The 18,018-nt window shown below is 70.0% G+C and carries 18 protein-coding genes and 1 rRNA gene; 15 read left to right on the forward strand and 4 right to left on the reverse strand.

Going from position 1 to position 18,018, the window contains the following annotated elements; all coding sequences use genetic code 11:
* The 5 genes from rrf to ACIRB1_RS29780 form a co-directional block, all read left to right on the forward strand.
* Nucleotides 1–83: ribosomal RNA gene (rrf, locus tag ACIRB1_RS29760) — 5S ribosomal RNA — on the forward strand; the annotation flags it as partial.
* A 66-nt stretch (nt 84–149) separates the two neighbouring features.
* Nucleotides 150–794, forward strand: a complete 645-nt coding sequence (locus ACIRB1_RS29765; protein WP_403467598.1) for an HAD family hydrolase — start codon at nt 150–152, stop codon at nt 792–794.
* A 93-nt stretch (nt 795–887) separates the two neighbouring features.
* A complete protein-coding gene (locus tag ACIRB1_RS29770) occupies nt 888–1,583 on the forward strand; it encodes a VC0807 family protein (RefSeq protein WP_403467599.1) in 696 nt (231 codons plus the stop codon).
* Between the two features lie 67 nt (nt 1,584–1,650).
* Nucleotides 1,651–2,862, forward strand: a complete 1,212-nt coding sequence (locus ACIRB1_RS29775) for an MFS transporter (RefSeq protein ID WP_352185041.1) — start codon at nt 1,651–1,653, stop codon at nt 2,860–2,862.
* Entirely contained in the window at nt 2,813–3,985 is a 1,173-nt protein-coding gene (locus ACIRB1_RS29780; RefSeq protein ID WP_403467600.1) for an acetoin utilization protein AcuC, read from the forward strand. The genes ACIRB1_RS29775 and ACIRB1_RS29780 overlap by 50 nt, the downstream gene beginning before the upstream one ends.
* Before the next feature lie 159 nt (nt 3,986–4,144).
* On the opposite strand, the gene ACIRB1_RS29785 is transcribed toward ACIRB1_RS29780, so the two are convergent.
* Complete coding sequence (locus ACIRB1_RS29785) at nt 4,145–4,591, reverse strand: spore-associated protein A (RefSeq protein WP_352185039.1); 447 nt, start codon at nt 4,589–4,591, stop codon at nt 4,145–4,147.
* A 210-nt stretch (nt 4,592–4,801) separates the two neighbouring features.
* On the opposite strand from ACIRB1_RS29785, the gene ACIRB1_RS29790 reads away from it, so the two are divergent.
* The 5 genes from ACIRB1_RS29790 (at nt 4,802) to ACIRB1_RS29810 (ending at nt 8,497) form a co-directional block, all read left to right on the forward strand.
* Nucleotides 4,802–5,617 carry a phosphatase gene (locus ACIRB1_RS29790; protein WP_403467601.1) on the forward strand — a complete coding sequence of 272 codons (816 nt, stop codon included), beginning with the start codon at nt 4,802–4,804 and terminating at the stop codon, nt 5,615–5,617.
* A 129-nt stretch (nt 5,618–5,746) separates the two neighbouring features.
* Nucleotides 5,747–5,959: a helix-turn-helix domain-containing protein gene (locus tag ACIRB1_RS29795; RefSeq protein ID WP_004984898.1), complete on the forward strand. Its 213-nt coding sequence runs from the start codon at nt 5,747–5,749 to the stop codon at nt 5,957–5,959.
* Between the two features lie 111 nt (nt 5,960–6,070).
* A complete protein-coding gene (locus ACIRB1_RS29800) occupies nt 6,071–6,169 on the forward strand; it encodes a 30S ribosomal protein bS22 (RefSeq protein ID WP_003948845.1) in 99 nt (32 codons plus the stop codon).
* Between the two features lie 181 nt (nt 6,170–6,350).
* A complete protein-coding gene (locus tag ACIRB1_RS29805) occupies nt 6,351–7,412 on the forward strand; it encodes an NAD-dependent epimerase/dehydratase family protein (RefSeq protein ID WP_403467602.1) in 1,062 nt (353 codons plus the stop codon).
* A gap of 14 nt (nt 7,413–7,426) precedes the next feature.
* Nucleotides 7,427–8,497: a lysophospholipid acyltransferase family protein gene (locus ACIRB1_RS29810; protein ID WP_403467603.1), complete on the forward strand. Its 1,071-nt coding sequence runs from the start codon at nt 7,427–7,429 to the stop codon at nt 8,495–8,497.
* A gap of 204 nt (nt 8,498–8,701) precedes the next feature.
* Here ACIRB1_RS29810 and ACIRB1_RS29815 read toward each other — a convergent pair whose 3' ends face one another.
* The 3 genes from ACIRB1_RS29815 to ACIRB1_RS29825 all read right to left on the reverse strand — a co-directional run bounded on the left by ACIRB1_RS29815 (nt 8,702) and on the right by ACIRB1_RS29825 (nt 12,246).
* Nucleotides 8,702–9,925: a DUF5667 domain-containing protein gene (locus tag ACIRB1_RS29815; protein WP_403467604.1), complete on the reverse strand. Its 1,224-nt coding sequence runs from the start codon at nt 9,923–9,925 to the stop codon at nt 8,702–8,704.
* 233 nt (nt 9,926–10,158) lie between these two features.
* Nucleotides 10,159–10,986, reverse strand: a complete 828-nt coding sequence (locus ACIRB1_RS29820; protein WP_352185034.1) for an ECF subfamily RNA polymerase sigma factor, BldN family — start codon at nt 10,984–10,986, stop codon at nt 10,159–10,161.
* A 315-nt stretch (nt 10,987–11,301) separates the two neighbouring features.
* Nucleotides 11,302–12,246, reverse strand: a complete 945-nt coding sequence (locus ACIRB1_RS29825; protein ID WP_403467605.1) for an HAD family hydrolase — start codon at nt 12,244–12,246, stop codon at nt 11,302–11,304.
* A gap of 114 nt (nt 12,247–12,360) precedes the next feature.
* Here ACIRB1_RS29825 and ACIRB1_RS29830 point away from each other — a divergent pair, with 114 nt between their 5' ends.
* From ACIRB1_RS29830 to ACIRB1_RS29850, 5 genes are all read left to right on the forward strand, one after another.
* Entirely contained in the window at nt 12,361–12,600 is a 240-nt protein-coding gene (locus tag ACIRB1_RS29830; protein WP_266769718.1) for a glutaredoxin family protein, read from the forward strand.
* Between the two features lie 235 nt (nt 12,601–12,835).
* Nucleotides 12,836–13,597 carry a redox-sensing transcriptional repressor Rex gene (locus ACIRB1_RS29835; protein WP_352185032.1) on the forward strand — a complete coding sequence of 254 codons (762 nt, stop codon included), beginning with the start codon at nt 12,836–12,838 and terminating at the stop codon, nt 13,595–13,597.
* The gene (locus ACIRB1_RS29840; RefSeq protein ID WP_403467606.1) at nt 13,594–15,306 is read left to right on the forward strand and encodes a glutamyl-tRNA reductase; all 1,713 of its coding nucleotides are present in this window, start codon (nt 13,594–13,596) and stop codon (nt 15,304–15,306) included. Before ACIRB1_RS29835 ends, ACIRB1_RS29840 begins: the two co-directional genes overlap by 4 nt.
* Nucleotides 15,303–16,298 carry a hydroxymethylbilane synthase gene (gene hemC / locus ACIRB1_RS29845; RefSeq protein ID WP_352185030.1) on the forward strand — a complete coding sequence of 332 codons (996 nt, stop codon included), beginning with the start codon at nt 15,303–15,305 and terminating at the stop codon, nt 16,296–16,298. Before ACIRB1_RS29840 ends, hemC begins: the two co-directional genes overlap by 4 nt.
* Nucleotides 16,295–18,001 (forward strand): uroporphyrinogen-III synthase, encoded by a 1,707-nt coding sequence (locus tag ACIRB1_RS29850; protein WP_403467607.1) that lies wholly within the window; start codon nt 16,295–16,297, stop codon nt 17,999–18,001. Before hemC ends, ACIRB1_RS29850 begins: the two co-directional genes overlap by 4 nt.
* Nucleotides 18,002–18,018 lie beyond the last annotated feature (17 nt).

Below are 18,018 nucleotides of genomic sequence, written 5' to 3' on the forward strand. Positions count from 1 at the left end.
ACATTCCGAACCCGGAAGCTAAGCCTTACAGCGCCGATGGTACTGCAGGGGGGACCCTGTGGGAGAGTAGGACGCCGCCGAACAAATATTGCGAAAACCCCTGTACCGTTTATTCGGTACAGGGGTTTTCTGCGTTTAGGCTCGACGGTATGCGCTATGACCTCGTGATCTTCGACAACGACGGTGTCCTCGTCGACAGCGAGCCGATCTCCAACAGGCTGCTGGCCGGCTATCTGACCGAGCTGGGGCACCCGACCTCCTACGAGGACTCCCTCCGTGACTACATGGGCGCCGCGATGCATCGCGTCCACGATCTCGTCGAGGAGCGGACCGGGGAGCGGTTGCCGGACGACTTCGACGACGTCTTTCACGCGCGGGTGTTCGCCGCGTTCGAGCGGGAGTTGAAGCCGGTCGCCGGGGCCGTCGGGGTGCTGGAGAGGCTGGTCGCGGAGGGGGTGCCGTACTGCGTGGCCTCGTCCGGGAGCCATGAGCGGATTCGGGTGGGGCATCGGACGACGGGGCTGGACGAGTGGTTCGAGGACGCGTGGGTCTTCAGCTCCGAGGACGTGGGGCGGGGGAAGCCCGCGCCGGATCTCTTCCTGTACGCGGCCGAGCGGATGGGTGTGGCGCCGGAGCGCTGTGTCGTCGTGGAGGACAGTCCGTTGGGGGTGCGGGCGGCTGTTGCCGCTGGGATGGATGTGTATGGGTTCACTGCCATGACTCCCGCTGAGCGGCTGTCCGGGGTCACCCAACTCTTCGGTGACATGGGGCAGTTGGCTGACCTGCTGGAATGACCCCGGGCAGCGTCGGGGCGCTGACATTTGTCATGCCGAGCTCCGGACGATCGGTTCTACTGGCGGACCTGGTCCTCGCGGGAAGCTGAGGGCATGACGACGAACACGGGCTCCCTGAAGAAGAACTTCGCGCCGCTCCTCATGGACGTGGCGGTGCCGATCGGGTCGTACTACCTGCTGAAGAGCGCGTTCGGGATGAGCACGGTGGCGGCGCTGGGGTGGAGCAGTGTCGTGCCGGCGGTGCGGACCGTGTGGGGGGTTGTCGCCGAGCGGGCGATCAACGCCTTCGCCGCCCTGATTCTGTTCGTGAACGTGATCGGGCTGCTGCTCAGCTTCGTGGCCGGGGACCCGCGGCTGATGCTCGCGAAGGACAGCGGGATCAGCAGCGCGGTCGGGATCGGGATTCTGGTCTCCGTGGTGATGGGGAAGCCGATGATGACCGCCGGGATGAAGCCCTTCCTGGTGAAGGGGGACCCGGCGCGGGATGCCGCGTTCGAGCGGCTGCTCAGCGGGTCGGCGGCCTTTCAGCGGGCCGAGCGGCGGTTCTCGCTGGTGTGGGGTGTGATGCTGCTCGCCGAGTGCGTCGCACGGATCGTCGGTGTGTACACGCTGCCCGTGGACACCATGGTGTGGCTGGGCACGGTCGTGATGATCGGCACGATCGCCGTGACGTCCGTGATCAGTGGTGGGGTCGCCGTGGGGCCGATGGCGGAGATGATCGACGCGGAGCTGAAGCCCGCGGATGCCCCCGCACCTGCGGTGATGCCTTCGCTGGCCGTTGCTCGGTAAAGCTGAACAGAATTCATCTTTGGCTGGATCTACCCACGAGTACGCCGGGGCCCTTACGCTCGCCGCCATGACAGATGTGCTGCGGCGCGGTAGGGCCTCTTTGGCGTTCAGCTTCTTCGCTCAGGGCGCCACCTTCGCGCTGCTCGTGACGCGCATCCCGGCGATCCAGGACCGGTACGGGGTCTCGGACGGGCTGCTGCCCGTCTTCCTCGCGGCCGTGCCGATCCTCGCCGGCGTGGGCAGCGTCACCACCGAGCAGTTGGTGAAGCGAATACGGCCCAGCGTGCTGCTGCGCTGGTCCCAGCCGGTCGTCCTGCTGGCGCTGCTCGGCGTCGGGGCGGGCGACAGCATGGCCGAACTGGCCGTCTCCCTCGGTGTGTTCGGGCTCGCGGTGGGCGCGCTGGACGCCTCGATGAACATGCTCGGGGTGAGTCTCCAGCGGACGTACGGGCGAAGCATCATGCTCAGTTTCCATGCCGCGTACAGCCTGGGCGGGATCGTGGGGGCCTCGCTGGCGTGGGCCGGGGCGCACTGGCATCTCGCGCTGTGGGTGTCGTATCTGCCGGTCGTGGTGGTGCTGTTGCCCGCCGCGCTGGTGGGGAGCCGGTGGTATGTCGACGGGGGTGCGCCGGGGAGCGAGGCGGAGGGTGCGGAGGCCGGGCCGCTGGTCTTCAAGCTGTTGCTGCCGCTGTGTCTGGTGATGACCTTCGCCTATATCGGGGACTCGACGGTCTCCAACTGGAGTGCGAAGTACCTGAAGGACGTGCTGGGCAGTTCGGAGCAGGTGGCGACCGTTCCGTACAACGTCTACATGGTGATGTGCCTGCTCGGGCGGGGGATCGGGGACCTGGGCGTGCGGCGGTTCGGGGCCGTGGCCGTCGTGCGGCTGGGGGCGGTGGTGGCCGCGTTGGGGTTCGCCGTGGTGGCCGTGGCGCCGGGGGCCGGGGTCGGGATGCTCGGGTTCACGCTGCTGGGGCTCGGGTTGTGTGTGCTGGTGCCGCAGACGTTCGCGGCGGCCGGGCGGTTGTTCCCGGGGGCCTCGGACACGGCCATCGCCCGTCTCAACGTGTTCAATTACGTCGGTTTCCTGATCGGTTCGCCCTTGGTGGGGGCGCTGGGCGATGCCTGGAGCTACCGCGGGGCGATGCTCGTGCCGATGGTGTTGGTGCTGGTGACGTTGGTGTACGCCCGCTCGTTCGCGCCCCAGCCGGGCCGGTACGGTGACGGGCATGAGCGGGCGCGCACAGCTGATGTGGGACGAGGCAGTAACGGGCTATGACTTCGGCCGGGACCATCCGATGGATCCCGTCCGGCTCGCCCTGACCCGGAGACTCGTCGACGCCTTCGGGCTCGACAAGGACCTGGACGTCGTCGCGGCGAAGCCCGCCGGTGACTCGACGTTGCGGCTGGTCCACCGGGAGGACTACGTCGAGGCGGTGAAGGCGGCCTCGGCCGATCCGGAGTCCGCGGACGGGTCGTACGGGCTCGGAACCATGGACGATCCCGCCTTCGCCGGGATGCACGAGGTGTCGGCGTTGATCGCGGGGCAGTCCGTCGGGGCCGCCGAGGCCGTGTGGGGCGGGGACGTCCTGCACGCCGTGAACTTCTCGGGCGGGCTGCATCACGCCATGCCAGGGGCCGCCTCGGGGTTCTGCGTCTACAACGACGCCTCGCTGGCCATCGCCCGGCTGCTGGAGCTGGGGGCCGAGCGGATCGCGTACGTCGATGTCGACGTGCATCACGGGGACGGGGTCCAGGCGGCGTTCTGGGAGGACCCCCGGGTGCTGACGATCTCGTTGCACGAGCATCCGCGGACCTTGTTTCCGCAGACCGGGTGGCCCGAGGAGACCGGGGGCGGGGCCGGGGAGGGAGCCGCGGTCAATGTGGCGTTGCCCGCGGGGACCGGGGACGCGGGGTGGCTGCGGGCGTTCCACGCAGTCGTACCGGAGCTGCTCGCGGACTTCAGGCCGCAGGTACTGGTCTCGCAGCATGGGGCCGATACGCACTTCGAGGACCCGTTGGCGCATCTCGCGGTGTCGTTGGACGCGCAGCGGGCTGTGCAGGTCGCGTGTCATGAGCTGGCGCACGAGTACGCGGACGGGAAGTGGGTCGCGCTCGGTGGGGGTGGCTATGCCGTGGTGGAGGTCGTGCCGCGGTCGTGGACGCATCTCGTCGCCATCGCCGCCGGGCGGGAGATCCCGCCCGAGACGATGATTCCCGAGGGGTGGCGGCAGGAAGTGTTCGCTCGGACCCGGGAGTTGGGGCCGCAGCGGATGACTGATGGGCGGTGGCCGGTGGTCTACGCCGACTGGGAGTCGGGGTACGACCCCGCCGATCGCCTCGACCAGGCTGTCGTGGCGACTCGGCGGGCCGTGTTTCCGCTGCGGGGTTTGTTGGCGTAGGTGGGTGGGGGTGACTGGCCCTGGGGGCTGCGCCCCCAGACCCCCATCGGCCCTGAAGGGGCCTCGTCCTCAAACGCCGGACGGGCTGATTATTCGCGGCCTGCGTTGAGAGGCGCCGGAGGCAGCTCGCTCGAGCCGCCCCCGGCGTCGATCCCCGTGTCAGCCGCAGTGGCCCGAGTCGCCGCCGGTGGCGGTGCCGATCTCTCCGTACCACTCGGTGCAGTAGCCGCGGCCGTCGATGTAGACGGGGCCCGCGTAGGACGTGTACTGGCCGGTGTCGCTGACCGGGGTGCTCTCGTGGCCGACGATGACGTTGAGTTCGACGCCCATGAAGATCTTGGCGCCGGGAGTGTTGCGGATGGTCACGGCGCAGTTCTTGCCGGTGGACTCGTTCCAGGTGAGGAAGACCTTGCCGACGTTGCCGACCGGGGTGGAGTCGATGACCTTGTAGCCGGTGCCGCAGGCGCCGTTGTAGGTGGCGGTGGCCCGGACGGTGGCCTTCGCGGTTGTGGCCGCCGAGGCCGGGGCGGTGGCCGCTGCCGTGCCGGCCAGGGCCAGGACGGTGAGCGCGGCGGCGGTCGTGGTGCGACGGGACAGCTTCATCATGGTGTTCCCCCAGGTGATGGTGGTGCCTTGGTGGTGATGGTCAACTCGCTTGGGACGGTTGGTCGTTCCGTCCACGCAAGGTGAGACCCGGGAAGCCGTACGACAGTTGTGGTCCCCTTTGTCACCGTCCTGTCACCGGTGTTACGCCAACTGCGCGGTGTTTCCGGGGTTTTCGCGTGGGCGGTCGCCGGGTCCGTCACCATCGGCCTCGTGTTGAGCACCGGCGCCCTCCGCGCCCATCTGCTGGCCGCCCGGCTGGCCGGACCCGTGGCCACCTCGCGGGAGGAGAGCCTGCGGAGTTACCGCGCCTTCGCCGCCCGCGACCCCCGGGTGCTCATCGGGCTCGATCCCGAATGGACGTGGGGGCAGCGGGACCTGATCGGGTTGATGGCGGACAAGTGTGGGGTTTCGGCCGACCCGGCGCACATTTCCGGGCATGATGTGATCGATCCGGAGCGGACTCTGGCCGCGTTGGACGCCTTCGCCGACCGGGTGGGTGCGGTAGCACAGCGCAGCGGGGCGGTGCTTCTCGGTACCGGGCATCCGCACCGACTGCTCGAGTTCTACGCCTCGCTGGCGGACGCCTTGTCGGCGGCGGGATGTGCTGTTCTCACCCCGGCGCAGGGTCACTGTGTCGACATAACGACCCGGTTCGGTCTACGCACGTACAACCTCGACTACGTACAGGGCGTCGCGCTGATCCGCGAACCGGGCCCCGAACACTCCGGGCGTGAGCCCGGCGCACACACGCACTCGCCGCTGCCGGTTCGGACCGCGCTGGGTGCGGCGGCGGAGGCCGGCGGGGTGCTTCCCGAGCTGGTGATCGGGGACCACGGATGGGTCTGCGGAGCAGGTCAGCTGGGGTTCGAGGCCATTGGGCTCGCCGATACCGACGACCCCGCGCTGTTCGTGGGGGAGGCCGAGGGGTCGGTGTCCGTGGTCGTTCCACTTGATGACGCGGTGCGGTCCGATTACTACCGTCCGCTCACCCGCTACGTACTCAATCGAGCGTGTCTGTCACAGTAGGCCGCCGATGGGTGCACCTCTTCCCCACTCGCATCACACGCCCCTACATTGGGGAGTGAGCACGCAACGACGAAGAGTCACCGGAAGGGGAAGCCGGTGACCGTCGAGTGCGGAAGGTTCAGGTGTGTCATGGCTGCAGCTGGCGAGAGGCCTCTGAACGAGGTTCAGTTCCTTACCGTGGCGGAGGTCGCCTCGGTGATGCGAGTGTCGAAGATGACCGTGTACCGGCTGGTGCACAGCGGTCATCTGCCCGCTATCCGGGTGGGGCGGTCCTTCCGCGTCCCCGAACAAGCGGTACACGAGTACCTTCGCGAGAGTTATGTGGGGGTGGAGACAGCCTGAGGCGATGCCTCGATTACGACCTCAGCGCTCGGACGGGTAGGCTGGCCCCTTGTAGGTCGTATGGGCCCATGATGCCCAGCACCGAGTGATGAGAAGTGAGCGAGGGTAGTCGTGGGCTCTGTTATCAAGAAGCGGCGCAAGCGGATGGCTAAGAAGAAGCACCGCAAGCTGCTGAAGCGCACGCGCGTGCAGCGTCGTAACAAGAAGTAGGCGACGCGGCGCCGCGAGAGCGTCTCCTGTGGCCCCCCACCGCATGCGGTGGGGGGCCACAGTTATGTCTGATCACGCGTTTGCGGGTACTCGGAATGTCGTCGGTCGGGCGGTCATCACAGCGCAACACCCAACCGCTAGGTTGGCCGCACACGGGTAACTCAAAAGGAAGGCGCTGATCTTGGGGAAGGTCGTGCTCGTGACCGGAGTGGCCCGTCAGCTGGGGGGCCGGTTCGTACGGCGGATCCAGCGTGACCCACAGGTGGACCGGGTGATCGCCGTGGACGCGGTCGCGCCCGGGCACCATCTCGGGGGCGCGGAGTTCATCCAGGCCGACATCCGGCAGCCCACCATCGCCCGCGTGCTCGCCGAGTCGGGCGCCGACACGGTCGTCCACATGGACGTGACGGGCACCGCCCTGGGCAGCGGCAGCCGGACCACGGTCAAGGAGACCAACGTCATCGGCACCATGCAGTTGCTGGGCGCCTGCCAGAAGTCGCCGATCGTGCAGCGCCTGGTGGTGAAGTCCAGCACGAACGTCTACGGCTCCGCCCCGCGCGACCCGGCCGTCTTCACCGAGACGACCCCGCCGAAGTCCCTGCCGAGCGGCGGCTTCGCGAAGGACACCGTCGAGGTCGAGGGCTATGTCCGGGGCTTCGCCCGCCGCCGCCCCGACGTCGCCGTCTGCGTGCTGCGATTCGCCAACATCCTGGGTCCGACGGCGGATTCGCCGCTCGCCTCGTACTTCTCGCTGCCGGTGCTGCCGACCGTGTTCGGGTACGACCCGCGGTTGCAGTTCGTGCACGAGGACGACGTCATCGACGTGCTGCGGATCGCCTCGCACGATCCGGAGCGGGGCACGCTCAACAGCGGCACCTTCAACATCGCCGGGGACGGCCTTCTGCTGCTCTCCCAGTGCTCCCGGCGCCTGGGCCGCCCGACCGTGCCGCTGCTGCTGCCGGCGGTCACCTGGGCCGGTTCCCTGGTGCGTACGCTGGGGATGACGGACTTCTCCCCGGAACAGATCCGGCTGCTCACCCACGGCCGGGTCGTGTCGACGGTCCAGATGCGCGAGACGCTGGGGTTCAGGCCGAAGTACACGACCGCCGAGACCTTCGCGGACTTCGCGCGGAGCCAGGGCCCGGGGCTGCTGCCGCCGGAGGCCGTGGCGGGGGCCGTCGACCGGCTCGCCGCGCTCTCCCGGCCGGACCGCGGCCGTCCCCCGACGCCGAGCGTTAACTGAGGAGCGCATCAACGATGGCTGATGCCAAGGTCATTCGGTTCGACGACGACCGGTCCCGCGCGAACGGCGTGCAGCGGCCGCAGCGGCGCCGGAGCACGGGGAGCCGGCGCAAGAACGGCGAGCCCGCCCCGGTCCGTGAGGTCCAGCCCCTGCCGGGCGTGGCCGCCGCGCAGGATGATGTTCCTGTGACACGTGAGGAACAGGAGCCGGAACAGCCGCACGACGAGAGCGTCCAGGGCACGCAGAGCGGCCTGGAACGCCGGATCGCCCACGGCCTGGCCTTCCTGCGCCGCCGCCTCACCGGGGACTACGAGGTCGACGACTTCGGCTACGACGAGGAACTCACCGACCAGGTCCTGATGTCGGTGCTGCGCCCGCTGTACGAGAAGTACTTCCGGGTCGAGGTCAAGGGCATCGAGAACATCCCGGCCGAGGGCGGGGCGCTGATCGTCGCCAACCACTCCGGGACGCTGCCGCTGGACGGGCTGATGATGCAGGTCGCCGTCCACGACAACCACCCCGCAGGCCGCCATCTCCGGCTCCTGGCGGCCGACTTGGTGTTCATGCTGCCGGTCGCCAACGAACTCGCCCGCAAGGCCGGTCACACCCTCGCGTGCGCGGAGGACGCCGAACGGCTGCTGGGGCGGGGCGAGTTGGTCGGGGTGATGCCGGAGGGCTTCAAGGGCATCGGCAAGCCGTTCAGCGAGCGCTACAAGCTCCAGCGGTTCGGCCGCGGCGGCTTCGTCTCCACCGCCCTGCGCAAGGGCACGCCGATCATCCCGTGCTCGATCGTGGGCGCGGAGGAGATCTACCCGATGATCGGCAACTCCAAGACGCTGGCCCGCGTCCTGGGCTTCCCGTACTTCCCGATCACCCCGACCTTCCCGTGGCTGGGCCCCCTCGGCGCGATCCCGCTGCCCACGAAGTGGACGATCCAGTTCGGCGAGCCGATCCCCACGGACGGCTATCCGCCGGAGGCCGCCGAGGACCCGATGCTGATGTTCAACCTCACCGACCAGGTGAGGGAGCAGATCCAGCACACGCTGTACAAGCTGCTGGTGCAGCGGCGGTCGGTGTTCTTCTAGTTCTGGTTCCGTGGTCCTTTGGCTGCGAGCCGTTGGGGGCTGGTCGCGCAGTTCCCCGCGCCCCTGAAAGACGACCGGTGGGGGCGCTCCCAAAGACGGTGGGCGCCCCTTCGACGAGGGGCGCCCATGGCTTTTCAGGAGCGCGAGGAACTGCGCGACCGGCCCCCACCAACCCGTAGCCGAAGAACCACGGAACCGGCGGAGCTAGTTCGCGTCCTCGCTGTCGATGCCGAGGCCGGGCAGCAGACCCGGGAGCAGCGGCGGCAGGGTGACGTCGGGCTCGGTGATCGACGGCTTGCTCGCGGACGGCGATGCCGTGCCGGAGGTCTTCGGGGGGTCCAGGAGGCCGCCCGTGTTGCCGCCGAGGAGGCCGTTGCCGGTGGTGGCGGACTCGCTCGGGGTGCTGGAGTGGCTGGTCTCCGCGGAGCCGTGCGGCGCGCTCGGTGTCGTGGAGTGGCGGGTGCCGCTCGACCCGCCGCCCGTGGACGGGGTGCCCGGAGCGCGGTGCCTGCCGGTGCCGGGGGCCGTGGAGGGCGGCTGGGGGAGCAGGGACTGCAACGGGGCGACCTCTTCGTCTATGGCGTCGAAGACCGAGGAGACCTGGTCGCTGACGTCGCCGAGCTGGACGGGGAGGCGGTCGCGCAGGGCGCCCCAGGCCTCGCGGTGCGAGCGGGAGAACGCGGAGAGGGCCTGGATGGGGCCCAGCGAGTTCGGGTCCTGCTCGTACGCCTCGTGCAGCAGGCGGTGGCCCTCGGACGCGTCGTGCGTCATCCCGGCGAGCGTGCGGCGGATCTCGCCGAGCTGCTCGTGGTCGAGGTGTCCGCCGCGGTCCCGCTCGATCAGCCGGCGTGCCTCGCTCAGGCGGTTGGACGCCTGGTCGAGGTAGGCCACACCGCGCTGGTCGTCGCCGTCGGACAGGTAGTTGAGCTTGAAGTCCTCGATGCCGCGCTTCAGGCCGTAGAGCGAGTCGCCGGGCAGGGCGCCCGAGCTCGCCGCGGCCACTCCGCCGAAGGCACCCGCTGCCACCCCGACGCTCAGTCCGCCGGCCGCGAGGCCCTTGGTGAGCCGGGAGCGCGGTCGCAGCTTGCCCAGACCGGTGGCCCGGTGCGCACCCCGGGACCGGGGGGAACGCTGCTCCGGTACCGAAGCTTCTGGTGCCTCGCCCCCTTGCAGCATGGCCTCGAAGGCGGCGACCAGCTGGGCCCGCTGGACGACCTTGACCTCGGGGTCCAGCACTGGTTTGGGCAGCTCGCCCAGACCGGTGGCGAAGGCCAGCATGCGGCCCTGCTCGGTCTGTTCCGCAGCAGCCGGGGTGGCCGGAGCCGGTCCTTCGGGCTGCTCGGCCGCCGTACCCCGGTCGGACTGCTCCTCATCCAGGGCCTGGGCGAAGGCGTTCGCCCGCCGGTGCGCCGATACGTTCGCGATCACTGGCGGCACCTCCTCTCGTCATGACGGTCGACTCCCCAGGGGGTCCTGAGGGTTGCACCTCCTGACCGCATCCACACGATCGAGTGATCGGAGAGGGCCAGGGTGTGACCACAGGGAGCCTGTATCCCGCACAACGAGTGGCGCGGCACTTGGGTTACGGACGACGGATGATCCGACCGCGAACTCAACGGACTTTCACTGAGCGCGAGTTGGGCGTTACGGAACGTATGCCGTCAGCGGGCGTCGTCCGGGAGGAGCCGGGCGAGAGTGCGCACGGCCCGGTACTGGAGGGTCTTGATCGCGCCCTCGTTCTTGCCCATCACCCGGGCGGTCTCCGCGACGGAGAGGCCCTGGAGGAAGCGGAGCGTGACGCACTCCTGCTGCTGCGGGTTGAGCCGGCGCACGGCGTCGAGCAGCGCGGCGTTCGACAGGGACTCCAGGACGGAGTCCTCGGGGGAGCGCTCGACCTCGTTGGCGTCGAGCATCTCGCCGGTGGTCACTTCCAGCCGGAAGCGGCTCGACTTGAAGTGGTCGGCGACCAGGTTGCGGGCGATGGTCACCAGCCAGGCGCCGAAATCCCGACCCTGATAGGTGAACGTGCCGATGCGGCGCAGGGCGCGCAGAAAGGTCTCGCTTGTGAGGTCCTCGGCGGTGGCCTTGCCTCCCACTCGGTAGTAGATGTACCGGTACACGGTGTCGCTGTACTGGTCGTAGAGGCGGCCGAAGGCGTCGGCTTCGCCGGCCTGGGCGCGCTCCACGAGGTCCATCATCCGGCCGCTGTCGCTGTCAGCGGCCGGACGGCGTGCGGTGGCGGCGCCGGCCGGGCGCCCTCGTCTGCCGGCCGCCCGCCCGTCACCCGACCCCCGGCCCTCGACGACAGCGCTTCGCGCTGGCACCTGCTCGATGCCGTCGGCCAGTGCATAGCACGGGCCTACGGGCGCGGTGGTGGCGAAGGCGGCGGGGACGGCGTACGCGGTGGGGACGAAGCCGCGCAACAGGTCTTGGACCGTTGCGCGCAGCGTAGCCAGGCCCGAGGCGTCAACCCCGACGTGTGGGTACACGGGACTCCCAGAGGCAGAGCTTCCATCACGTGCAGTACCGGAACATTCACCCGTCGTAGCGACGGAGGGGTACCGGATTGCGTCTGAGGAGAATAACGCTTCGTGCAGGCGCTGCTACACCCAGTTGCTCAAATCATCGATTACGTCGCTTCTGTAACCGGTTGACGCCCGATCAAGTACCGCAGAGTGACCGGTTGTTGATCAGAACGGTCCGAATTCAGTCAGGGACCGGGGCGTGTTGTGGCCGTGTGCAGCCAACGTGACTGGACAGGGGGTTACGCGGGTACGTTCCGTGGATTGGCCGTGTTTACCGCGTCACCGGCGGCGGCGATGCAATGCGATCGCCGCGACCGTGCCACCCGCCACCGCGCCCACGCCGGCCGCCGCCGGGATGCCGACCTTGGCCGCCTTGCGGGCCGTGCGGTAGTCGCGCAGCCGCCAGTCCAGCTCGCGCGCGTGCTTGCGCAGCTTGGAGTCCGGGTTGATGGCGTAGGGGTGGCCCACCAGCGAGAGCATCGGGATGTCGTTGTGCGAGTCGGAGTACGCGGCGCAGCGGGACAGGTCCAGCCCCTCCGCGGCGGCCAGCGCCCGCACCGCTTCCGCCTTCGCGGGGCCGTGCAGGGGCTCGCCGACCAGCTTGCCGGTGTAGACGCCGTCGACGGACTCGGCGACCGTGCCGAGCGCGCCGGTGAGGCCGAGGCGGCGGGCGATCACGTTGGCGATCTCCACCGGGGCCGCCGTGACGAGCCACACCTTCTGGCCCGCGGCGAGGTGCGCCTCGGCGAGGGCGCGGGTGCCGGGCCAGATGCGCTCGGCCATGTACTCGTCGTAGATCTCCTCGCCGATCGACTGGAGCTCGGCGACGCGGTGGCCCTTGACGATGGACAGCGCGGAGTCGCGCGCCTCCTGCATGTGCTCGGGGTCCTCGAAGCCGGCCAGCCTGAACCACGCCTGCTGCCAGGCGAACCGGGCGAGGTCGCGGGTCTCGAAGAACTTCCGCTTGTAGAGGCCGCGGCCGAAGTGGAAGATCGACGCGCCCTGCATGACGGTGTTGTCGAGGTCGAAGAACGCGGCCGCTCGGTCGTCGCCGAGGACCGGGAACTCCGGTTCCTCCGCTGCTTTTTCCTCCGCGAGGGCGTCCTGTATGTCCTGGGCGTCCTGCGACGACTTGCGCGCTGCCTCCGCAGAGGCCTCGCCTGCCAACACGCTCCGCGCCGTGGCGGAGCGCCTACGGGGAGTGAGCCATCCGAGAGCGGCCATGCCGTGAGCATAGCCAGTTTGTTCGGTGGTTCCGGAGCCGCGAGGTTCGGAGGCTGTGAACTCTCCGCGGCCGGGCCGTTAAAGAACCGCACCGGTGGCGCGAGAATGGTGTGCATGAGTCATCTCGTCACCCTCATCCGCAAGCCCGGCTGTCATCTGTGCGAGGACGCGCAGCTCGTCGTGGAGAAGGTCTGCGCCGATCTCGGGGTCCCCTGGGAACAGAAGGACATCACCGAGGACCAGCGCCTGCACGACGCGTACTGGGAGCAGATTCCGGTCGTACTGATCGACGGTGAACAGCACACCTTCTGGCGGGTGGACGAGGGCCGTCTGCGCCGGGAACTGACCAAGTAGTTCAACGCGCACCCGAACGTCGCTTAGGATCGACGGCGGTTTGGTCTCGGGGGCGGGAATTACGAGGAGTGTGGCGGTTTTGCCCCCTGGAATACCGGGCGTGACCCCGGTCACGTTGGCCGGGCAAATCGGACACCATCTTTGTGCACGCGTTCACAAAGACATAGCCTGCTTCCGACGGGGCGGTCTGGGTACGTGTGACCGCCCACAGCCCCGCTCTACCCGCAGGAGCACCGTGGCAACTGGCCGAACTCACCGACCGGCGACCCGTAGCCGAGGAATTCCCGAGGCCACCGTCGCCCGTCTCCCGCTGTACCTCCGCGCGCTGACCGGACTCTCGGAGCGCTCGGTACCCACGGTCTCCTCCGAGGAGCTCGCGGCCGCCGCGGGGGTCAACTCCGCGAAGCTGCGCAAGGACTTCTCGTACCTGGGGTCCTACGGCACCCGCGGTGTCGGCTACGACGTCGAGTATCTCGTGTACCAGATCTCCCGCGAGCTGGGCCTCACCCAGGACTGGCCGGTCGTGATCGTCGGTATCGGAAACCTCGGCGCAGCCCTCGCCAACTACGGCGGGTTCGCCTCCCGCGGCTTCCGGGTCGCCGCCCTCATCGACGCCGACCCGGCGATGGCAGGCAAGCCCGTCGCGGGCATCCCGGTCCAGCACTCGGACGAGCTCGAGAAGATCATCAGCGACAACGGCGTCTCCATCGGCGTCATCGCGACCCCCGCCGGTGCCGCCCAGCCCGTCTGCGACCGCCTCGTGGCCGCCGGTGTCACGTCCATCCTGAACTTCGCGCCGACCGTGCTGACCGTCCCGGACGGCGTAGACGTCCGCAAGGTCGACCTCTCGATCGAGCTCCAGATCCTCGCCTTCCACGAGCAGCGCAAGGCCGGCGAGGAGGCCGCCAACCAGGCGGCGCACCCGACCGCCGCGCGCCGCGGCGACTCCGCCGAGCAGGGCCCTGACGGGGACGTCCCCGCCGTGATGCCGGCATGAGTCTCCTCGTCGTCGGGCTGAGCCACCGCAGCGCCCCGGTCAGTCTCCTGGAGCGGGCCACGCTCAACGCGGACGCCCAGATCAAGCTCCTCCAGGACACGGTCGCCGCCGAACCGGCCGCGGAGGCCGCGGTGCTGGCCACCTGCAACCGCATCGAGCTCTACGCCGACGTGGACAAGTTCCACGCGGGCGTCGCCGAGCTGTCCACGCTGCTCGCCCAGCACAGCGGCGTCGGCTTGGACGAGCTCACTCCTTATCTCTATGTGCACTACGAGGACCGGGCCGTCCACCACCTCTTCTCGGTGGCCTGCGGCCTCGACTCGATGGTCGTCGGCGAGGGCCAGATCCTCGGCCAGATCAAGGACTCCCTCGCCAAGGCGCAGGAACTCCACACCGCCGGGCGGCTGTTGAACGACCTGTTCCAGCAGGCCCTCCGCGTCGGCAAGCGCGCCCACTCCGAGACCGGCATCGACCGCGCGGGCCAGTCCCTGGTCACCTTCGGCCTTCAACAGCTGTCCTCCGGTACGGCGGTCGAGGCCTGGGCCAAGGGGAAGCGCGCCCTGGTCATCGGCGCCGGCTCCATGTCGTCGCTGGCCGCCGCGACCCTCGCCCGCGCCGGGGTCGCCGAGATCGTCGTCGCCAACCGCACCGCCGACCGCGCCGAGCGCCTCGCCCAGATCATCACCGAGAGCCCCGAGACGGACGTGTCCGCCCGCGCGGTACCGATGGACTCGGTGCCGTTCGAGCTGACACGTGCCGATGTCGCCGTGTCCTGCACGGGCGCGACGGGCCTGGTCCTGACGGCCGACGCGGTCGCCGCCGCCGTCGAGGGCAGGGTGTCCCAGGACGCCACCGCCGGAGTCGCGGCCCCCCTGGACGACGTACGCGAAGAGCTTCCGCCGACGTCCGTCGGGGCCGAGGACGGGTGTCCGCTGGACCTGTCCGCGGTGCAGGGGGCGAGCGGCTTCTCCGTGCTGGGGGAGGGCGCCGTGGCCGGGATGGACGCGGCGACGCTGGAGCAGCACGCGGCCTGGGTCGGCGGCAGTGCCGTCGACCGGCGCGAGGCGGCCCGGCGCACGCCCGAGGCCGAGGCCGAACTCATCACCGAACTCGCCACCATGGCCGCGACCGTCGGGCGCATCCCCGAGCGGCGCAGGCCCGAGCCCGTGGCCCACATCCCGCGCCCCGCACCGGCGTTGTCGCTCCTCGACCTCGCGATGCCGCGGGACGTCGACGCCGCCGTGCACCGGCTGGCCGGGGTCCGCCTCGTGGACATCGAGTCGCTCGCCGACGCCTCCGCGGACGCTCCGATGGCGGCCGACGTGGACGCGGTCCGGCGTATCGTCTCCGACGAGGTCGCGGCCTTCGGGGCAGCCCAGCGGGCCGCGCACATCACGCCGACCGTGGTCGCCCTGCGTGCCATGGCCGCCGAGGTCGTGGCGGGTGAGATCGCCCGGCTCGACGGACGGCTGCCCGGCCTCGACGACAAGCACCGCGCGGAGATCACCCAGACCGTGCGCCGCGTCGTCGACAAGCTGCTGCACGCGCCGACCGTACGGGTCAAGCAGCTCGCGGCCGAGCCCGGCGGCGCCGGGTACGCGGACGCGCTGCGCACCCTGTTCGACCTCGACCAGGAGACGGTGGCCTCCGTCTTCACGGCCCGACAAGACTCTGAGAACGAGAACAGCAAGAACCGAGGGCCAGTATGAGTAAGCAGGCACTGAGGCTCGGGACCAGGCGGAGCAGACTCGCCCTGGCCCAGTCCGGGTTGGTGGCGGACGCCGTGAGCCAGGTGACCGGACGGCCCGTCGAGCTCGTCGAGATCACCACCTACGGCGACACCTCCCGCGAGCACCTCGCCCAGATCGGCGGCACCGGGGTCTTCGTGACCGCGCTGCGGGACGCGCTGCTCGGCGGTGAGGTCGACTTCGCGGTTCATTCGCTGAAGGACCTGCCGACCACGCAGCCCGACGAGCTGGTGCTCGCCGCGGTCCCCGAGCGCGAGGACCCGCGCGACGTGATCGTCGCCAGGGACGCCCTGAAGTTCACCGACCTGCCCCGCGGGGCGCGCATCGGTACGGGCTCCCCGCGTCGCACGGCCCAGCTGAACGCGTACGCGCGCAGCCACGGCCTCGACATCGAGACGGTCCCGATCCGCGGGAACATCGACACCCGCGTCGGCTTCGTGCGGGACGGTGAACTGGACGCCGTGGTCCTCGCCGCCGCCGGACTCAGCCGGATCGGCCGGATCGACGAAGTGACCGACTTCCTGTCGGTCGACACGGTTTTGCCCGCCCCCGGCCAGGGGGCCCTGGCGATCGAGTGTGCCGCGGACCACGCGGACCTCATCGCGGCGCTCGGTGAGCTCGACGACCCGCTCACCCGGGTCGCCGTGACCGCCGAACGGTCCCTGCTCGCCGCCCTGGAGGCCGGCTGCTCCGCCCCTGTGGGCGCGCTGGCCGACCTTCCCCCACTCTCGGCTCCGTTCGAGCGGGGGGACCCCCAGGCCGCCAGGCAGATTGTCAAGGAAATGCGCCTGCGCGGAATAGTCGGCACGACCGACGGTTCGCGTACGGTGCAGCTGTCCACCACCGGTCCCGTGCCCGAGACGCATGACCAAGCGCTGACGCTCGGTCGCGACCTCGCCGCCGAGATGCTCGCCCAGGGCGCGGCCGGTCTGATGGGGGAGCAAGCCAAGTGAGCCCCACCACTCTTCCCGCCGCCGGTCCTGAACACGGGCACGTCACCTTCCTGGGTGCCGGACCCGGAGATCCGGGACTGCTCACACTGCGCGCCGTGGAGGCGCTGGCGAGCGCGGACGTTCTCGTCGCCGACCACGAGGTGCTCGACGTCGTCCGTGCGCACGCCCGACCTGGCGTGGCCGTCGTGCATCCGGACGCGGGTCCTTCCTCGGACTCGCTCCCGGGCACAGGCACGCCTCAACTAACGGTTGTTGACGGCGTGTCAACAACCGTTGGCCTACCCGCCGTGCGGGATGCCGCACATCTTGTCATGGAGGCCGCGCGGGGCGGCAGGCGGGTCGTGCGTGCGGTGTCCGGGGACCCGGGACTGGATACGTACGCCGCCGAGGAAATGCTCGCCTGCGTCGCCGCGGGTGTTCCCTTCGAGGTCGTGCCCGGTGTCGCCGCGGCCGTCGGCGTGCCCGCGTACGCCGGTGTCCCGCTGCGGGACGCGCAGGGCGCGGACGTCCGGTTCGTGGACGCCCGTACCGCGTCGGACCGGTGCTGGACGGAGGTCGGGGCGTCGGACGGCACGGTCGTCGTGTCCACCTCGCTGGACTCCGTGGCCGCGGCCGCCGGTGAGCTGGTGGCCGCGGGCCGTAAGCCGGACACGCCGATGACCGTCACAGTGGCTGGTACGACCACTCGTCAGCGGACCTGGTCCGCGACCCTCGGGACGATCGCGCAGACGCTGAAGCAGGCGAAGGTGCTGCCGTCCCCCGACGGTGGCCGGCCGGTGATAGCCGTGGTCGGTGAGCGGTCCGCCGCCGCGCAGCGCGACCAGTTGTCGTGGTTCGAGTCCAAGCCGCTGTTCGGCTGGAAGGTCCTCGTACCGCGTACGAAGGAACAGGCGGCGTCGCTCTCCGACCAACTCCGGTCCTACGGCGCCGTACCGCACGAGGTGCCCACGATCGCCGTCGAGCCGCCGCGGACGCCGCAGCAGATGGAGCGGGCGGTCAAGGGGCTCGTCACCGGGCGGTACGAGTGGATCGCCTTCACGTCGGTGAACGCGGTCAAGGCCGTACGGGAGAAGTTCGAGGAGTACGGGCTCGACGCCCGGGCGTTCGCCGGGATCAAGGTCGCCGCGGTGGGGGAGCAGACCGCCAACGCGCTGATCGCCTTCGGGGTGAAGCCGGATCTGGTGCCGAGCGGGGAGCAGTCCGCGGCCGGGCTGCTCGAGGACTGGCCGCCCTACGACCCCGTCTTCGATCCGATCGACCGGGTGTTCCTGCCGCGGGCGGACATCGCCACGGAGACGCTTGTCGCCGGGCTGATCGAGCTCGGGTGGGAGGTGGACGACGTGACCGCGTACCGGACCGTGCGGGCGTCGCCGCCGCCGGCCGATACGCGGGAGGCGATCAAGGGGGGTGGCTTCGACGCCGTTCTCTTCACGTCGTCCTCCACCGTGCGGAACCTGGTGGGGATCGCCGGGAAGCCGCACAACGTGACCGTGATCGCCTGTATCGGGCCCGCTACGGCGAAGACCGCCGAGGAGCACGGGCTGCGGGTGGATGTGATGGCTCCGGAGCCGTCCGTGCACAAGTTGGCCGAGGCGTTGGCGAACTTCGGACTCCGTCGGCGGGCGGCGGCTCAGGAGGCGGGGGACCCGGTTACCCGGCCCAGTGAGCGTCGTCCTGGTGCGCGGAGGCGTCGGACCACCTGAGGTCGAGTTCGAGGTTG

This window comes from Streptomyces sp. NPDC096013, from assembly GCF_044763565.1.
Lineage (GTDB): Bacteria > Actinomycetota > Actinomycetes > Streptomycetales > Streptomycetaceae > Streptomyces.

Excerpts from the sequence above, each read along its gene's own strand:
- ACIRB1_RS29780 (WP_403467600.1), top strand. The coding sequence starts at position 2,813 with ATGAGCGGGCGCGCACAGCTGATGTGGGACGAGGCAGTAACGGGCTAT.
- ACIRB1_RS29785 (WP_352185039.1), bottom strand. The coding sequence starts at position 4,591 with ATGATGAAGCTGTCCCGTCGCACCACGACCGCCGCCGCGCTCACCGTC.
- ACIRB1_RS29825 (WP_403467605.1), bottom strand. The coding sequence starts at position 12,246 with ATGGCCGCTCTCGGATGGCTCACTCCCCGTAGGCGCTCCGCCACGGCG.
- ACIRB1_RS29765 (WP_403467598.1), top strand. The coding sequence starts at position 150 with ATGCGCTATGACCTCGTGATCTTCGACAACGACGGTGTCCTCGTCGAC.
- ACIRB1_RS29770 (WP_403467599.1), top strand. The coding sequence starts at position 888 with ATGACGACGAACACGGGCTCCCTGAAGAAGAACTTCGCGCCGCTCCTC.
- hemC (WP_352185030.1), top strand. The coding sequence starts at position 15,303 with ATGAGTAAGCAGGCACTGAGGCTCGGGACCAGGCGGAGCAGACTCGCC.
- ACIRB1_RS29840 (WP_403467606.1), top strand. The coding sequence starts at position 13,594 with ATGAGTCTCCTCGTCGTCGGGCTGAGCCACCGCAGCGCCCCGGTCAGT.
- ACIRB1_RS29775 (WP_352185041.1), top strand. The coding sequence starts at position 1,651 with ATGACAGATGTGCTGCGGCGCGGTAGGGCCTCTTTGGCGTTCAGCTTC.
- ACIRB1_RS29795 (WP_004984898.1), top strand. The coding sequence starts at position 5,747 with ATGGCTGCAGCTGGCGAGAGGCCTCTGAACGAGGTTCAGTTCCTTACC.
- ACIRB1_RS29810 (WP_403467603.1), top strand. The coding sequence starts at position 7,427 with ATGGCTGATGCCAAGGTCATTCGGTTCGACGACGACCGGTCCCGCGCG.
- ACIRB1_RS29830 (WP_266769718.1), top strand. The coding sequence starts at position 12,361 with ATGAGTCATCTCGTCACCCTCATCCGCAAGCCCGGCTGTCATCTGTGC.